The following is a 16,254-nucleotide window of genomic DNA, read 5'->3' as shown; positions in this document are numbered from 1 at the left end:
TCCACCCGATCGCGATGGACGACGGCCTGCGTTTCGCGATTCGCGAAGGCGGCCGCACCGTGGGCGCCGGCGTGGTTGCCAAGGTCATCAAGTAACATTGGCCGTCGCGGCAACGTGATGGAATGAAGGTCGCGAGGGCGAGCGGTTCAGGCCGCTCGCCGTCGTGTTTAAAGCTCAAGCAACGTACGCCAGTAGCTCAATTGGCAGAGCAGCGGTCTCCAAAACCGCAGGTTGGGGGTTCGAGTCCCTCCTGGCGTGCCATCTTCCGAGGAACGATGGCGGAACATTGGTGGGACGGCCCAAGAGTCGTCCGGGCGAATGGCTCCGCACGATGCGCATGAATACCAAGGCGGAACAGACCAAGGGCGCGAGCGCCGGGGATATCGGCAAGCTGACGCTGGCAGCCGTGATCCTGGTGGCTGTCATCGTGGCCTACACGTGGCTGGGTAACGGCAACGTCCCGCAGCCGGTTCGACTGATCGGCCTGCTCGTCGGGCTGGTCGTGGCGCTGGCCATCGGTGCCTTCACCGGGCCGGGGCGGCGTGTGCGCAACTACATTGCCGAATCGCAGTTCGAAATGCGCAAGGTGGTCTGGCCCACGCGGGAAGAGACCATCAAGACCACCGCCATCATCATTGCGGTGACGATCGTGTTGTCGCTGCTGCTGGGGCTGATCGATCTGATCCTGAAGTCGGTCATTCTCGACTGGCTGCTGAAACTGGGCTGACAGAGGTACAAGGCATGAGCAAGCGTTGGTATGTGGTCCATGCCTATTCGGGCTTCGAGAACCAGGTAAAGCGTTCGCTGGACGAGCGCATCAAGCGCGCCGGCATGGAAGAGAAGTTCGGCGAAGTGCTGGTGCCGACCGAGGAAGTGATCGAAATGCGTGGCGGCCAGAAGCGTCGCAGCGAGCGCAAGTTCTTCCCGGGTTACGTGCTGGTGCAGATCGAGACCAACACCGAGGGCAAGGCGCCGCGCATCGATGACGAGTGCTGGCATCTGGTCAAGGAGACGCCGAAGGTGATGGGCTTCATCGGTGGTACCGCCGACAAGCCGTTGCCGATCCGCGACAGCGAGGCTGACACCATTCTCAGCCGCGTGCGCGAAGGCGTCGAGAAGCCTAGGCCCAAGGTGCTGTTCGAGCCGGGCGAGATGGTGCGTGTCACCGAAGGCCCGTTCAACGACTTCAATGGCGTGGTCGAGGAAGTCAACTACGAGAAGAGCCGCCTGCGCGTGGCGGTGCTGATCTTCGGCCGCTCCACTCCAGTTGAACTGGAGTTCGGGCAAGTCGAGAAGGCCTGAAGAGCGAGAAGATAGTCGAGAGGAGTGAGAAGTGAGAGAAAGCCTGCTCTCTCTCACTTCTCACTCCTCTTCGCTTACTCCTGCTCTTTCGGGCACGGGGCTTGCTTAAAACTTGGTCACTCTTTAAACTGCGCGGTTCACGCCGGGATCTTTCGATCCGGCGTGTCCGTGTTTCAGAAATCCGCAGGATGGCGGGTTTCCCTCCCACGCAAGGATGGTTGCCGCGAGGAGCCGCAAGGCGCCTGGACTCGCGAGGAAAAAGCCAATGGCAAAGAAAGTTGTCGGTTACATCAAGCTGCAGGTCAAGGCCGGTCAGGCCAACCCGTCGCCGCCCGTGGGCCCGGCCCTGGGTCAGCGCGGTCTGAACATCATGGAATTCTGCAAGGCGTTCAATGCCGCCACGCAGAAGCTGGAGCCGGGTCTGCCGATTCCCACCGTGATCACGGCGTACTCCGATCGCAGCTTCACCTTCATCACCAAGACCCCGCCTGCAACGATCCTGATCAAGAAGGCCACCGGTGTCGCCAAGGGTTCGCCCAAGCCGAACACCGACAAGGTCGGCAAGATCACCCGCAAGCAGCTCGAAGATATCGCCAAGCAGAAGGAGCCGGATCTGACGGCTGCCGATCTGGACGCCGCGGTGCGCACCATTGCCGGTAGCGCCCGCAGCATGGGCCTTGTGGTGGAGGGTTAAGACATGGCAAAGCTCACGAAGCGTTTGAAGGCGGCCCAGGCCGCGGTGCAGCCGGGCAAGTTCTACGCCCTGGAAGATGCCCTGAAGATCGTCAAGGACAACGCCAAGGCGAAGTTCGCCGAGTCGGTGGACGTGGCTGTGCGTCTGGGCATCGATGCGAAGAAGTCGGACCAGGGTGTGCGCGGTAGCTCGCTGCTGCCGCACGGTACCGGCAAGACCATCAAGGTCGCGGTGTTCTGCCCGGCGGGCGAGAAGGCCGAGGCCGCCAAGGCCGCCGGTGCCGATGCCGTCGGCATGGACGACCTGGCCGAGCGCATGCAGGGCGGTGATCTCGACTTCGGTCGCGTGATCGCCACGCCGGACGCGATGCGCGTGGTCGGCAAGCTGGGTCAGCTGCTTGGCCCGCGTGGCCTGATGCCGAACCCGAAGGACGGCTCGGTCACCGCCGACGTCGCCACCGCGGTCAAGAATGCCAAGGCCGGCCAGGTGAAGTTCCGCAACGACAAGGCGGGCATCATCCACGCCACCATCGGCAAGGCCAGCTTCGATGCGGCCCAGCTCGCGGACAACCTGAACGCGCTGATCGCCGACCTGCTGAAGGCCAAGCCGTCTACCGCCAAGGGCCAGTACCTGCAGAAGATTGCCCTGTCCAGCACGATGGGCGTCGGCGTGACCGTCGATACCTCGTCGCTGTCCACGGCGGCCGCGAAGTAAGGCAAGAACCAAGTCCTGCGTGCCTTGACGGGTGCGCAGGCAGTTTTTGAGGGTAGCCACGGCCAATGCGGCCGCGGCCGCCGTCAAAGACCGCAGGCGCGACAGGCGCGCCACGACGACGGGCAGGGAGCTCGCAAACGGCAGGGAATCGCCGTCGTGGCAAGCGAGGTCGCTTAATCGGGTTCCTCATGGAGCCGACCTGCGCAGATGGTGCAGTCCCTTCTGGAATGTGTTCGATTTTGTTCTGGAAAGGCCACCACCCGGGATGCTCAAGTGTCCCCGACGTCACGGATGGCGTCGCCCAGGACCGCAAGCGGCAGGAGCCGTGAGCGGAGTTCATTTGGAGGAGTGCAATGGCTCTCAATCTGTCACAGAAGAAAGAAGTAGTCGCCGAGCTGGCAGAGGTTGCCGCGAAGGCTCACTCCCTGGTCGCTGCCGAGTATGCGGGCACCACGGTCGAACAGATGACCGCGATGCGCAAGAAGGCCCGCGAGTCCGGCGTGTTTCTGAAAGTTGTCAAGAACACGCTGGCGTCGCGCGCCGTGGCCGGTACCGAATTCGAGGTCGTCAAGGACGCCCTGGTCGGTCCGCTGCTGTACGCATTCTCGACGGAAGAACCCGGTGCTGCCGGGCGTCTGATCAAGGAATTTGCCAAGGGCAACGACAAGCTGAAGGCGAAAGTCGTCTCGGTGGAAGGCAAGCTGCTGCCGGCCGCGCACGTTGACGTGCTGGCCTCGCTGCCGACCCGTGACGAGGCGCTGGCCATGCTGGCCCGCGTGCTGGCCGAACCGGCCGCGATGTTCGCCCGTGCCGTCAAGGCCGTGGCCGATCAGCAGGGTGGTGGCGAAGTTGCCGCCGAAGCACCGGCTGAAGCCGAACCTGCCTGATTTCGCCGATTACTTAAAACCGAATCCATTTCCAGAGGTAAATCAAAATGTCCCTGACCAACGAAGAGATCGTTGACGCCGTCGCCGCCAAGTCGCTCATGGAAGTGATGGAGCTGGTGAAGGCCATCGAAGAGAAGTTCGGCGTGTCCGCTGCTGCCCCGGTGGCCGTGGCTGCCGCCGGCGCCGCTGCTCCGGCTGCCGAAGCGCAGACCGAGTTCGACGTGATCCTGAAGAGCCCCGGCGACAAGAAGGTCGAGGTGATCAAGGCCGTTCGTGCCATCACCGGCCTGGGTCTGAAGGAAGCGAAGGACCTGACCGAAGCTGGCGGCGTCGTGAAGGAAGCGGCTTCCAAGGAAGATGCCGAGAAGTTCAAGAAGGATCTGGAAGCTGCCGGCGCCACGGTCGAACTGAAGTAATCGGCGCCCTTGCGCGCTGTCAGTTTGATCCAGCGTCAAGCAAGCCTGGGGGCGTAAGCTCCCGGGCTTTGCCTGTTTTTTGAAGGAATGGGGAATGGAGAATAGGGAATCGTCGTCCAGTACGCCGTTGCCGGCCTGACCGATTCCCCATTCTCGATTCCCGATTTCCCAATTTAGCCGGTGCGTGCACCACCGGCGTCACTGCGAACCGAGGCGGTACCCACCATGACCTACTCGTTTACCGAGAAGAAGCGTATCCGCAAGGATTTCGGCAAGCGTCCACCCGTACTGGGCGTGCCGAACCTGCTGACGATCCAGACCGACTCCTACCGGGAGTTCCTGCAAGAACATGTCACGCCCAAGCAGCGTGCCGAGAAGGGTCTGCACGCCGCGCTGAAGTCGGTGTTCCCGATTTCCAGCTATTCGGGCAACGCCGCACTTGAGTACGTCGACTACCGTCTGGGCGAACCTGCGTTCGACGAGCGTGAGTGCCGCAGCCGCGGCATGAGCTACGGTGCGCCGCTGCGCGTCACCGTGCGCCTGGTCATCTACGACAAGGACAGCCCGGCCTCGCGCAAGGCGGTCAAGTACGTGAAGGAGCAGGAGGTCTACATGGGCGAGATTCCGCTCATGACCGACACCGGCACCTTCATCATCAACGGCACCGAGCGCGTCATCGTCTCGCAGCTGCATCGTTCGCCGGGCGTGTTCTTCGACCACGATCGCGGCAAGACGCACAGCTCGGGCAAGTTGCTGTTCTCGGCCCGCGTGATTCCCTACCGCGGTTCGTGGCTCGACTTCGAGTTCGACCCGAAGGATGCGCTGTTCACCCGCATCGACCGTCGCCGCAAGCTGCCGGTGACGGTGCTGCTGCGCGCGCTCGGTTACAACAACGAGGAGATGCTGGGCATCTTCTTCGAGCACAACGTGTTCCATCTCGGCAAGAAGGGTGGCACCACGCTGGAGCTCGTCGCCGAGCGCCTGCGCGGCGAGACGCTGACCTTCGACCTGACCGTGGGCGACAAGGTGCTGGTGGAAGCCGGCAAGCGCATCACCGCGCGCCACGTGCGCCAACTGGCGGCTGAGAACATCTCGGCGCTGGAAGTGCCGGACGACTATCCGGTGGGCCGCATCCTGGCCATCGACATCGTCGACCCGCAGACCGGCGAACTGTTGGCTTCGGCCAATGACGAAATCACCGCCGAGCAGATCGAAGCCTTCCGCAAGGCCGGCATCGAGAAGCTGCCGACGCTGTACGTCAACGACCTCGATCGCGGCGCCTACATCTCGCACACCCTGCGCATCGACAACACCAAGACGCCGCTGGAGGCGCTGGTGGAGATCTATCGCATGATGCGTCCGGGCGAGCCGCCGACCAAGGACGCCGCGCAGAACCTGTTCTACAACCTGTTCTTCACCTTCGATCGCTACGACCTGTCGGGCGTGGGCCGGATGAAGTTCAACCGTCGCGTGGGCCGCAAGGAGATCCTGGGCCCGGGCGTGCTGTACGACCACAAGTACTTTGCCGATCGCAAGGAAGACGTGGCGCAGAACCTGGTCAAGGAGCAGGGCGAAACGTCCGACATCCTGGACGTGCTGAAGGTGCTGATCGACATCAAGAACGGTCATGGCACCGTCGATGACATCGACCACCTGGGCAACCGTCGCGTGCGTTCGGTCGGCGAAATGGCCGAGAACACCTTCCGCATCGGCCTGGTCCGCGTGGAGCGCGCCGTGCGCGAGCGCCTGTCGCTGGCCGAGGCCGATGGCCTGACCCCGCAGGACCTGATCAATGCCAAGCCGGTGGCGGCAGCCGTGAAGGAGTTCTTTGGCTCCTCGCAGCTGTCCCAGTTCATGGACCAGAACAACCCGCTGTCGGAAGTCACCCACAAGCGCCGCGTGTCGGCGCTTGGACCCGGCGGTCTGACCCGCGAGCGTGCCGGCTTCGAAGTGCGCGACGTGCATCCGACCCATTACGGCCGCGTCTGCACCATCGAAACGCCGGAAGGCCCGAACATCGGCCTGATCAACTCGCTGGCCGTGTACGCCCGCACCAACCAGTACGGCTTCCTGGAGACGCCGTACCGCAAGGTGGCGAGCGGCAAGGTCACCGACAAGGTGGACTACCTGTCGGCGATCGAGGAAGGCGACCACGTGATCGCGCAGGCGAACTCGCCGCTGGACAAGCACGGCGCGTTCCTTGAGGAATTCGTGTCCTGCCGTTTCCGCGGCGAGTCCGAGCTGCGCCCGGCGTCCGAAGTCGACTACATGGACGTCTCGCCGATGCAGACCGTGTCGGTGGCGGCGGCGCTGGTGCCGTTCCTCGAGCACGATGACGCGAACCGCGCACTGATGGGCGCGAACATGCAGCGCCAGGCCGTGCCGACGTTGCGTTCGCAGGCGCCGCTGGTCGGCACCGGCATCGAGCGCGCGGTGGCGCGTGACTCGGGCGTCATCATCTCCGCCAAGCGCGGCGGCGTGATCGACCAGGTCGACGCGGGCCGTATCGTGGTGCGTGTGCACGAAGACGAAGTCGGCGACAACGATGCCGGCGTCGACATCTACACGCTGACCAAGTACACCCGCTCCAACCAGAACACCAACCTCAACCAGCGCCCGCTGGTGAACGTGGGTGACATCGTGGCAGTGGGCGATACGCTGGCCGACGGTTCGTCGACCGACCTGGGCGAGCTCGCGCTCGGCCAGAACATGCTGATCGCGTTCATGCCGTGGAACGGTTACAACTTCGAAGACTCGATCCTGCTCTCCGAGCGCGTCGTGCAGGAAGACCGCTACACCTCGATCCACATCGAGGAGCTGGCCTGCGTTGCGCGCGACACCAAGCTGGGCGCCGAGGAAATCACCGCCGACATCCCGAACGTGGGCGAACAGGCGCTGGCGCGCCTGGACGAGTCCGGCATCGTCTACATCGGTGCGGAAGTGAAGGCGGGCGACATCCTGGTCGGCAAGGTCACGCCGAAGGGCGAGAGCCAACTGACCCCGGAAGAGAAGTTGCTGCGCGCGATCTTTGGCGAGAAGGCGTCCGACGTGAAGGACAGCTCGCTGCGCGTGTCGCCGGGCATGGACGGCACCGTCATCGACGTGCAGGTATTCACCCGCGACGGCATCGAGAAGGACAAGCGCGCGCGCCAGATCGAGGAAACCGAGATCAAGCGCATCCGCAAGGACTTCGACGACCAGTTCCGCATCCTCGAAGGCGCGATCTTCAACCGCATGCGCACCCAGCTCGTCGGCAAGCCCGCGATGAGCGGTCCGGGTGGCCTCAAGCGCGGTACCGAGATCACCGACGCCTATCTTGACGGCCTGAAGAAGGACGACTGGTTCAAGATCAACGTCAAGGACGAGGAGGTGATGGAATTCCTCGAGCGTGCGGCCGACCAGGTCAAGCGCCACAAGGAGGAGTTCGACAAGCGCTTCAAGGAGAAGCAGGCCAAGATCACCCAGGGCGACGATCTGGCTCCGGGCGTGCTGAAGATGGTCAAGGTGTTCCTGGCCGTGAAGCGCCGCATCCAGCCGGGCGACAAGATGGCCGGCCGCCACGGCAACAAGGGCGTGGTGTCCAATGTGGTGCCGGTGGAAGATATGCCGTACTCCGCCGACGGCGTGCCGGTCGACATCGTGCTTAATCCGCTGGGCGTGCCTTCGCGCATGAACATCGGCCAGATTCTGGAAGTGCATCTGGGCTGGGCCGCCAAGGGCCTGGGCAAGAAGATCCAGAAGATGCTCGAGGCCCAGGAGAAGGTCGCCAAGATCCGTGCCTTCCTCGACCAGATCTACAACCACCACGTCTCCGGCGCGGTGCAGCATGTCGACCTGAAGTCGCTCACCGACGAGGAAATCTTCACGCTGGCGAACAACCTGCAGGAAGGCGTGCCGATGGCCACGCCGGTGTTCGACGGCGCCGAGGAAACCGAGATCAAGGCGATGCTGAAGCTGGCGGATCTGCCCGAGTCGGGGCAGACCATGCTGTACGACGGCCGTACCGGCGAGGCGTTCGATCGCCCGGTCACCGTGGGCTACATGCATTACCTGAAGCTGCATCATCTGGTCGACGACAAGATGCACGCGCGTTCCACCGGTCCGTACTCGCTGGTCACCCAGCAGCCGTTGGGCGGCAAGGCGCAGTTCGGCGGCCAGCGCTTCGGCGAAATGGAAGTCTGGGCGCTGGAAGCCTACGGCGCGGCCTACACCCTGCAGGAAATGCTGACGGTGAAGTCCGATGACGTGCAGGGTCGCAACCAGATGTACAAGAACATTGTCGACGGAAACCACGAGATGTCGGCGGGCATGCCGGAATCCTTCAACGTGCTGGTGAAGGAAATCCGCTCGCTCGGTATCGACATCGACCTGGAAGAAGTCAAGTGAGCCGCGCGGCCACAGGAGATTTCGCATGAAAGACTTGCTCAATCTGTTCAACCAGCAGCGCGTGACGCCGGAGTTCGACGCGATCAAGATCGCGTTGGCATCGCCGGAGCTGATCCGCTCGTGGTCGTACGGCGAAGTGAAGAAGCCGGAAACGATCAACTACCGCACCTTCAAGCCGGAGCGTGACGGCCTGTTCTGCGCCGCCATCTTCGGACCGGTGAAGGACTACGAGTGCCTGTGCGGCAAGTACAAGCGCATGAAGCATCGTGGCGTGGTCTGCGAGAAGTGCGGCACGGAAGTGACGCTGGCCAAGGTGCGCCGCGAGCGCATGGGCCACATCGAGCTGGCCAGCCCGACCGCGCACATCTGGTTCCTCAAGTCGCTGCCGTCGCGCATCGGCCTGATGCTGGACATGACCCTGCGTGACATCGAGCGCATCCTGTACTTCGAGGCCTTCGTGGTCATCGATCCGGGCATGACTGCGCTCGAGCGCGGCCAGATGCTCAACGAAGACCAGTACCTGGAAGCGGTCGAGGAGCACGGTGACGAGTTCGACGCCCGCATGGGTGCCGAGGCCGTCTACGAGCTGCTGAAGTCGCTGGACCTGCCGGGTGAAGTGATCCGCCTGAAGGAAGAGATCGCCTCCACCGGTTCGGAGACCAAGCTCAAGCGCCTCACCAAGCGCGTGAAGCTGATCGAGGCGTTCCTGGAATCCGGCAACAAGCCGGAGTGGATGGTGCTGACCGTGCTTCCCGTGCTGCCGCCGGACCTGCGTCCGCTGGTGCCGCTGGATGGTGGCCGGTTTGCCACGTCCGATCTGAATGACCTGTACCGCCGCGTCATCAACCGCAACAACCGCCTGAAGCGCCTGCTTGAACTCAGCGCGCCGGACATCATCGTGCGCAACGAGAAGCGCATGTTGCAGGAGTCGGTGGACGCGCTGCTGGACAACGGTCGTCGCGGTCGTGCCATCACCGGCACCAACAAGCGTGCGCTGAAGTCGCTGGCCGACATGATCAAGGGCAAGCAGGGCCGGTTCCGCCAGAACCTGCTCGGCAAGCGCGTGGATTACTCCGGTCGTTCGGTGATCGTGGTCGGTCCGACCCTGCGCCTGCACCAGTGCGGCCTGCCCAAGAAGATGGCGCTTGAATTGTTCAAGCCGTTCATCTTCGCCAAGCTGCAGGCGCGTGGCGAAGCCACCACCATCAAGGCGGCGAAGAAGCTGGTCGAGCGCGAAGAGCCGATGGTCTGGGACATCCTGGAAGATGTCATCCGCGAGCATCCGGTGCTGCTGAACCGTGCGCCGACGCTGCATCGTCTGGGCATCCAGGCGTTCGAGCCGAAGCTGATCGAAGGCAAGGCCATCCAGCTGCATCCGCTGGTCTGTACCGCGTTCAACGCGGACTTCGACGGTGACCAGATGGCCGTGCACGTGCCGTTGTCGATCGAGGCGCAGCTGGAAGCGCGTACCTTGATGATGGCGACCAACAACATCCTGTCGCCGGCCAACGGCGAGCCGATCATCGTGCCGACCCAGGACGTGGTGCTGGGCCTGTACTACATGACCCGCGAGCTGATCAATGCGAAGGGCGCCGGCATGGTGTTCTCCGGCATTGCCGAAGTGCGTCGCGCCTACGACAACCGTGCCGTGCAGTTGCACGCCAAGGTCAAGGTACGCATCAAGCAGGTGGACATCGCCGAGGACGGCACGCGTACCACTGAAACCGCGCTGGTGGAAACCACCGTGGGTCGTGCGCTGCTGCTCGAAATCCTGCCCGAGGGCCTGCCGTTCAAGCTGGCCAATACGGAGCTGTCGAAGAAGGCCATCTCGCGCCTGATCAACGCCTGCTACCGTCGCCTCGGCCTGAAGGAGACGGTGGTGTTCGCGGATCAGCTGATGTACACCGGCTACCGCTTCGCTACCCGCGCGGGCATCTCGATCGGTATCGATGACATGATCATCCCGGCCGAGAAGAAGGGCATCCTCGAGGAAGCCGAGAAGGAAGTCGTCGAAATCCAGCAGCAGTACCAGTCGGGTTTGGTGACGGCCGGCGAGCGTTACAACAAGGTGGTCGACATCTGGTCGCGCACCAACGAACTGGTCGCCAAGGCGATGATCGACGGCATCGGTACCGAGAAGGTGACCGACGCCGACGGCAAGACAGTCAACCAGAAGTCGATGAACTCGCTGTACATCATGGCTGACTCCGGCGCGCGTGGCTCGGTGGCGCAGATTCGCCAGCTCGCCGGCATGCGTGGCCTGATGGCACGTCCCGATGGCTCGATCATCGAGACGCCCATCAAGGCGAACTTCCGCGAAGGCCTGAACGTGCTGCAGTACTTCAACTCCACCCACGGTGCTCGAAAGGGTCTGGCGGATACGGCGCTGAAGACCGCGAACTCCGGTTACCTGACCCGCCGCCTGGTCGACGTGGCGCAAGACGTGGTGATCACCACGGACGATTGCGGCACCGAGGACGGCGTCCTGATGCAGCCGATCGTCGAAGGCGGCGACGTGGTCGAGCCGTTGCGCGATCGCGTGCTGGGTCGTGTGGCCGTCGAGGACGTCTACGCCCCCGGCGACGACGACCAGCCGATCGTGCTGCGCGACACCTTGCTGGACGAAGCCATGGTCGAGAAGCTCGACCAGGCCGGCGTGCAGTTGATCAAGGTGCGTTCGCCGATCACCTGCCAGGCCAGCCATGGCGTGTGCGCACTGTGCTACGGCCGCGACCTGGCCCGTGGCCACCTGGTCAACATGGGTGAAGCCGTGGGCGTGGTGGCAGCGCAGTCGATCGGCGAGCCCGGCACCCAGCTGACCATGCGTACGTTCCACATCGGTGGCGCGGCTTCGCGTGCGGCGGCGGTGGACAACGTGTCGGTGAAGACCACCGGTACGCTGAAGTTCAACAACCTCAAGACCGTGCAGCACAACCAGGGTCACCTGGTGGCGGTGTCGCGTTCGGGCGAAGTGTCGGTCATCGACGCCAACGGCCGCGAGCGCGAGCGCTACAAGGTGCCGTACGGCGCCACCATCGCGGTCAAGGATGGTGCGGCAGTGAAGGCTGGCCAGACCGTGGCCAACTGGGATCCGCATACCCATCCGATCGTCTCGGAAGTGGCCGGTACCGTGCGCTTCATCGACTTCCTCGATGGCGTCACCGTGCAGAGCCAGACCGACGAGCTCACCGGCCTGGAGTCGGCGGTGGTCACCGATCCGAAGCGTCGCGGTACGGCGGCCAAGGATCTGCGTCCGATCGTGCGTCTGGAAGATGCCAAGGGCCGCGAGCTGAAGCTGCCGGGCACCGACGTGCCGGCGCAGTACTTCCTGCCCGCCGGCGCGATCGTGTCGATCCAGAACGGTGTCGAAGTGGGCGTGGGCGACGTGGTGGCACGTATCCCGCAGGAAACCTCGAAGACCCGCGACATCACCGGCGGTCTGCCGCGCGTGGCCGATCTGTTCGAGGCGCGCAAGCCGAAGGAGCCGGCGATCCTGGCCGAGCGCTCCGGCGTGATCAGCTTCGGCAAGGACACCAAGGGCAAGCAGCGCCTGATCATCAAGGACGTGGACGGCAACGAGCACGAGGAACTGATTCCGAAGTGGCGTCAGGTCATCGTGTTCGAAGGCGAGCACGTGGAGAAGGGCGAGACCGTGGTGGACGGCGAGCCGAGCCCGCACGACATCCTGCGCCTGCTCGGCGTGGAGCCGCTGGCGGCCTACCTGGTCAAGGAAATCCAGGACGTCTATCGACTGCAGGGCGTGAAGATCAACGACAAGCACATCGAGGCGATCATTCGCCAGATGCTGCGCAAGGTCGAGATCACCGAACCGGGCGAAAGCCACTACCTGCGCGGCGAACAGGTCGAGCGCGTGCGCATCAACGAGGAAAACGACCGCGCCGTGGCCAAGGGCGAGCGTCCGGCGGAGTACCAGTCGGTGCTGCTGGGCATCACCAAGGCCTCGCTGGCTACCGAGTCGTTCATCTCGGCGGCCTCGTTCCAGGAGACCACCCGCGTCCTTACCGAGGCGGCGGTCCGTGGTACGCGTGACACCTTGCGTGGGCTGAAGGAAAATGTTATTGTCGGTCGGCTGATTCCGGCGGGTACGGGTCTGGCTTACCACGCGCAGCGTCAACGCCGGGGTGGTCTCACCGCCCAAGAGCTCGAAACGCTTTCCGGCTCCGTTGTGGCCCCGGCTTCCGATGTGGAAGCCCCCGTTGGTACAGATGCAGGTGTCGAGTAAACCCGTTCGGGACATTGCTCGCTGAACATACGAAATGAGGTGCAGGGACGCGCCTCGTGTTCGGGTCAGGGATGACAGGGCTTTGCTTGCCTGTGGCGGGCTGCCCATGTTAAATTCCCGCTTCTTGGCAGACCGGATCACATCGGTCTGCCTTTATGTTTCCCAGGAACAGCTTCGCATGACGACAGTCAATCAACTGGTGCGCAAAAACCGCAGCCCGAAGACCTACAAGAGCGCTTCGCCTGCCTTGCAGAGCAGCCCGCAGCGTCGCGGCGTCTGCACGCGCGTGTACACGACCACCCCGAAAAAGCCGAACTCGGCCTTGCGCAAGGTTGCCAAGGTGCGCCTGACCAATGGCTACGAGGTCATCAGCTACATCGGTGGCGAAGGCCACAACCTGCAGGAGCACTCGGTGGTGCTGATTCGCGGCGGCCGCGTCAAGGATCTGCCGGGTGTGCGTTATCACACCGTGCGCGGCAGCCTCGATTGCGCTGGCGTGACCAAGCGTCGCCAGTCGCGCTCCAAGTACGGCGCCAAGCGCCCGAAGGGCTAATCCATTGAAGTGTGCGGCCATGGTTGGCCGCTTTTCCGGCGGGCACGATGTCCGCAAAAAGATAACGGACTCAACACATGTCGCGTAAAGGTTCACATCCCGCCCGTCTGATCCTGCCGGATCCCAAGCATGGCAGCCAGCTGATTGCCCGCTTCATCAACATGGTGATGAAGAGCGGCAAGAAGTCCGTGGCCGAGAGCATCGTCTACGGTGCGCTCGATCATCTGGGCGAAAAGAATGCCGAGCCGGTGGCTCTGGTCGAGAAAGCGCTGAACAACATCGCGCCGACGGTCGAGGTGAAGTCCCGCCGCGTCGGTGGTGCCACCTACCAGGTGCCGGTGGAAGTGCGTCCGGGTCGCCGCATGGCGCTGGCCATGCGCTGGGCCATCGATGCCGCCCGCAAGCGTGGCGAAACCTCGATGCCGCGCAAGCTGGCTGCCGAGTTGCTTGAAGCTTCGGAAAACCGTGGTGGCGCGATCAAGAAGCGCGAAGAGACGCACCGCATGGCCGAGGCCAACAAGGCGTTCTCGCACTACCGCTGGTAAGTGTTTTTCCCTGCCGCCCCCGTGGCGGCAGGATGAAAACCAGTCATCAGGAAACAAGCCGGCCTCGTGCCGGACTTTTCACAAGAGACGTGGCCACGACGGCTGCTTCAGACAGGGCATGGCAGCCCGGCAAAGGTATAGATTCCCATGGCACGCACCACTCCTATCGAGCGCTACCGCAACTTCGGCATCATGGCCCACATCGATGCCGGCAAGACCACCACCACGGAGCGCATCCTGTTCTACACCGGCGTCAGTCACAAGATTGGCGAGGTGCACGACGGTGCGGCCACGATGGACTGGATGGAGCAGGAGCAGGAGCGCGGCATCACCATTACTTCGGCGGCCACCACGTGCTTCTGGAAGGGCATGGATGGCTCGTTGCCGCAGCACCGCTTCAACATCATCGATACCCCCGGACACGTTGACTTCACCATCGAAGTGGAGCGCTCGCTGCGCGTGCTCGATGGTGCGGTGTTCGTGCTCTGCGCCGTGGGCGGCGTGCAGCCGCAGTCCGAGACCGTGTGGCGCCAGGCCAACAAGTACGGCGTGCCGCGTCTCGCCTTCGTCAACAAGATGGACCGTACCGGTGCCAACTTCGACAAGGTGGTCGGTCAGTTGAAGTCGCGCCTGGGTGCGCGCCCGGTGCCGATGGTGGTGCCGATCGGCGCCGAAGACAACTTCGAAGGCGTGGTCGACCTCATCCAGATGAAGGCGGTTTACTGGGACATGGAATCCCAGGGCATGAAGTTCGAGTATCGCGAGATTCCGGATGAGCTCAAGGCCAAGGCCGAGGAAGCCCATGGCTTCATGGTCGAGTCGGCTGCCGAAGCCACCGAAGAGTTGATGAACAAGTACCTTGAGGAAGGCTCCCTTTCCGCCGACGAAATCGTCAGCGGTCTGCGTCAGCGCACCCTTGGCAACGAAATCATCCCGGTCTACTGCGGCACCGCGTTCAAGAACAAGGGCGTGCAGGCGATGCTGGATGCCGTGGTGCATCTGCTACCGTCGCCGGCCGATCGTCCGCCGGTGACTGGTGTCGACGAGAGCGAGAAGGAAGTGTCCCGCACTGCCGACGACAAGGCGCCGTTCTCCGCGCTGGCGTTCAAGATCATGACGGACCCGTTCGTGGGTTCGCTGACCTTCTTCCGCGTCTATTCCGGCGTGCTCAATTCGGGCGACTCGGTGTACAACCCGGTCAAGTCGAAGAAGGAGCGCGTGGGTCGCATCCTGCAGATGCACTCCAATGATCGCCAGGAGATCAAGGAAGTGCGCGCGGGCGACATCGCCTCGGCGGTTGGCCTGAAGGACGTCACCACCGGCGACACGCTGTGCGCGCAGGATCACGTGATCATCCTCGAGCGCATGGTCTTCCCGGAGCCGGTGATTTCGATGGCGGTCGAGCCGAAGACCAAGTCCGACCAGGAAAAGATGGGTATCGCCTTGGGCCGCCTGGCGCAGGAAGATCCGTCCTTCCGCGTGCGTACGGACGAGGAGTCGGGCCAGACCATCATCTCCGGCATGGGTGAGCTGCACCTGGACATCATGGTCGACCGCATGCGCCGCGAGTTCAATGTCGAGGCGAACGTCGGCAAGCCGCAGGTGGCCTACCGCGAAACGATCCGCCTGTCGGACGTGAAGTCGGACTACAAGCACGCCAAGCAGTCGGGCGGCAAGGGCCAGTACGGTCACGTGGTGATCGAGCTGTCGCCGATGACCGACGAGGACCGTGCCAACCCGGGCGTGAAGGACGATTTCCTGTTCATCAACGACATCACCGGTGGCGTGATCCCGAAGGAATTCATCCCGTCGGTCGAAAAGGGTCTGCGCGAGACCATCACCAGTGGCCCGCTGGCCGGCTTCCCGGTGGTGGGTGTGAAGGTCAAGCTGGTGTTCGGCTCGTACCACGACGTCGACTCGTCCGAAATGGCGTTCAAGCTCGCCGCCTCGATGGCGTTCAAGCAGGGCTTTGCCAAGGCGAGCCCGGTGCTGCTTGAGCCGATCATGAAGGTCGAGGTGGTCACGCCGGAGGATTACGTCGGTGACGTCATGGGCGACATGAGCCGTCGTCGCGGCCTGCTGCAGGGCCAGGACGATACGCCGTCGGGCAAGACCATCGACGCGATGGTGCCGCTTGGCGAAATGTTCGGTTATGCGACCACGATTCGTTCGCTGACCCAGGGTCGCGCCACCTTCACGATGGAATTCGACCATTACGCCGAGGCGCCGAACAACATTGCCGAGCAGGTGATGAAGAAGGCGTAACTCGCGCGATCATCCGTGATCGCACAAGCGAAGGGTGGTCATTCTTGGCCACACTTCCAAAAAAAAGCTGGTGCGATCGTTGGTGATCGCGAAAACAACAGATCAGGCGACCCAAGGTCGCACCATCGGACTAGTTCTCTCAGAGGTTTGAGTCATGGCAAAGGGTAAATTCGAACGCACCAAGCCGCACGTCAACGTCGGCACGATTGGTCACGTGGACCACGGCAAGACGACGCTGACGGCAGCACT

Annotated in this window: 13 protein-coding genes and 1 tRNA gene; all 14 read left to right on the top strand. The window is 63.2% G+C overall.

Annotated features, from left to right (window positions below; genetic code table 11):
- Positions 1-95, top strand: a 95-nt coding sequence (locus BMY90_RS11575; protein WP_092704061.1) for an EF-Tu C-terminal domain-related protein, incomplete at its 5' end; no start/stop codon positions are given.
- Positions 96-185: 90 nt separating this feature from the next.
- A tRNA-Trp gene (locus BMY90_RS11570) sits at positions 186-261 on the top strand.
- Positions 262-337: 76 nt separating this feature from the next.
- Positions 338-727, top strand: coding sequence for a preprotein translocase subunit SecE (secE, locus tag BMY90_RS11565; protein ID WP_092704066.1), 390 nt, complete (start codon positions 338-340; stop codon positions 725-727).
- A gap of 14 nt (positions 728-741) precedes the next feature.
- On the top strand, positions 742-1,302 hold the full coding sequence (nusG, locus tag BMY90_RS11560) for a transcription termination/antitermination protein NusG (RefSeq protein WP_008212103.1): 561 nt from the start codon (positions 742-744) through the stop codon (positions 1,300-1,302).
- Positions 1,303-1,567: 265 nt separating this feature from the next.
- Positions 1,568-1,996, top strand: coding sequence for a 50S ribosomal protein L11 (gene rplK / locus BMY90_RS11555; protein WP_008212104.1), 429 nt, complete (start codon positions 1,568-1,570; stop codon positions 1,994-1,996).
- Between the two features lie 3 nt (positions 1,997-1,999).
- Positions 2,000-2,710, top strand: a complete 711-nt coding sequence (gene rplA, locus BMY90_RS11550) for a 50S ribosomal protein L1 (protein ID WP_092704064.1) — start codon at positions 2,000-2,002, stop codon at positions 2,708-2,710.
- Positions 2,711-3,063: 353 nt separating this feature from the next.
- A complete protein-coding gene (gene rplJ / locus BMY90_RS11545; protein ID WP_008212107.1) occupies positions 3,064-3,597 on the top strand; it encodes a 50S ribosomal protein L10 in 534 nt (177 codons plus the stop codon).
- A gap of 47 nt (positions 3,598-3,644) precedes the next feature.
- Positions 3,645-4,013 (top strand): 50S ribosomal protein L7/L12, encoded by a 369-nt coding sequence (gene rplL / locus BMY90_RS11540; RefSeq protein WP_008212110.1) that lies wholly within the window; start codon positions 3,645-3,647, stop codon positions 4,011-4,013.
- A gap of 225 nt (positions 4,014-4,238) precedes the next feature.
- Positions 4,239-8,399, top strand: a complete 4,161-nt coding sequence (gene rpoB / locus BMY90_RS11535; protein WP_092704093.1) for a DNA-directed RNA polymerase subunit beta — start codon at positions 4,239-4,241, stop codon at positions 8,397-8,399.
- A gap of 25 nt (positions 8,400-8,424) precedes the next feature.
- Positions 8,425-12,642, top strand: a complete 4,218-nt coding sequence (gene rpoC, locus BMY90_RS11530) for a DNA-directed RNA polymerase subunit beta' (protein WP_092704062.1) — start codon at positions 8,425-8,427, stop codon at positions 12,640-12,642.
- A 178-nt stretch (positions 12,643-12,820) separates the two neighbouring features.
- Positions 12,821-13,195, top strand: a complete 375-nt coding sequence (rpsL, locus tag BMY90_RS11525; protein WP_008212117.1) for a 30S ribosomal protein S12 — start codon at positions 12,821-12,823, stop codon at positions 13,193-13,195.
- 77 nt (positions 13,196-13,272) lie between these two features.
- Positions 13,273-13,740 carry a 30S ribosomal protein S7 gene (gene rpsG, locus BMY90_RS11520; protein WP_008212120.1) on the top strand — a complete coding sequence of 156 codons (468 nt, stop codon included), beginning with the start codon at positions 13,273-13,275 and terminating at the stop codon, positions 13,738-13,740.
- Between the two features lie 147 nt (positions 13,741-13,887).
- Positions 13,888-16,005 carry an elongation factor G gene (gene fusA, locus BMY90_RS11515; protein WP_008212122.1) on the top strand — a complete coding sequence of 706 codons (2,118 nt, stop codon included), beginning with the start codon at positions 13,888-13,890 and terminating at the stop codon, positions 16,003-16,005.
- A gap of 154 nt (positions 16,006-16,159) precedes the next feature.
- On the top strand, positions 16,160-16,254 hold a 95-nt coding region (locus BMY90_RS11510; RefSeq protein ID WP_038054197.1), incomplete at its 3' end, for a GTP-binding protein.

This window comes from Rhodanobacter glycinis (assembly GCF_900114325.1).
GTDB classification, from domain to species: Bacteria; Pseudomonadota; Gammaproteobacteria; order Xanthomonadales; family Rhodanobacteraceae; genus Rhodanobacter_A; species Rhodanobacter_A glycinis.
The sequence above is the reverse complement of the archived record's forward strand: the minus strand, read 5'-3'. Positions and strand labels throughout refer to the sequence as shown.

Excerpts from the sequence above, each read along its gene's own strand:
- rpoB (WP_092704093.1), top strand. The coding sequence starts at position 4,239 with ATGACCTACTCGTTTACCGAGAAGAAGCGTATCCGCAAGGATTTCGGC.
- rpoC (WP_092704062.1), top strand. The coding sequence starts at position 8,425 with ATGAAAGACTTGCTCAATCTGTTCAACCAGCAGCGCGTGACGCCGGAG.
- rplJ (WP_008212107.1), top strand. The coding sequence starts at position 3,064 with ATGGCTCTCAATCTGTCACAGAAGAAAGAAGTAGTCGCCGAGCTGGCA.
- rplK (WP_008212104.1), top strand. The coding sequence starts at position 1,568 with ATGGCAAAGAAAGTTGTCGGTTACATCAAGCTGCAGGTCAAGGCCGGT.
- rpsL (WP_008212117.1), top strand. The coding sequence starts at position 12,821 with ATGACGACAGTCAATCAACTGGTGCGCAAAAACCGCAGCCCGAAGACC.
- rpsG (WP_008212120.1), top strand. The coding sequence starts at position 13,273 with ATGTCGCGTAAAGGTTCACATCCCGCCCGTCTGATCCTGCCGGATCCC.
- fusA (WP_008212122.1), top strand. The coding sequence starts at position 13,888 with ATGGCACGCACCACTCCTATCGAGCGCTACCGCAACTTCGGCATCATG.
- rplA (WP_092704064.1), top strand. The coding sequence starts at position 2,000 with ATGGCAAAGCTCACGAAGCGTTTGAAGGCGGCCCAGGCCGCGGTGCAG.
- nusG (WP_008212103.1), top strand. The coding sequence starts at position 742 with ATGAGCAAGCGTTGGTATGTGGTCCATGCCTATTCGGGCTTCGAGAAC.
- secE (WP_092704066.1), top strand. The coding sequence starts at position 338 with ATGAATACCAAGGCGGAACAGACCAAGGGCGCGAGCGCCGGGGATATC.
- rplL (WP_008212110.1), top strand. The coding sequence starts at position 3,645 with ATGTCCCTGACCAACGAAGAGATCGTTGACGCCGTCGCCGCCAAGTCG.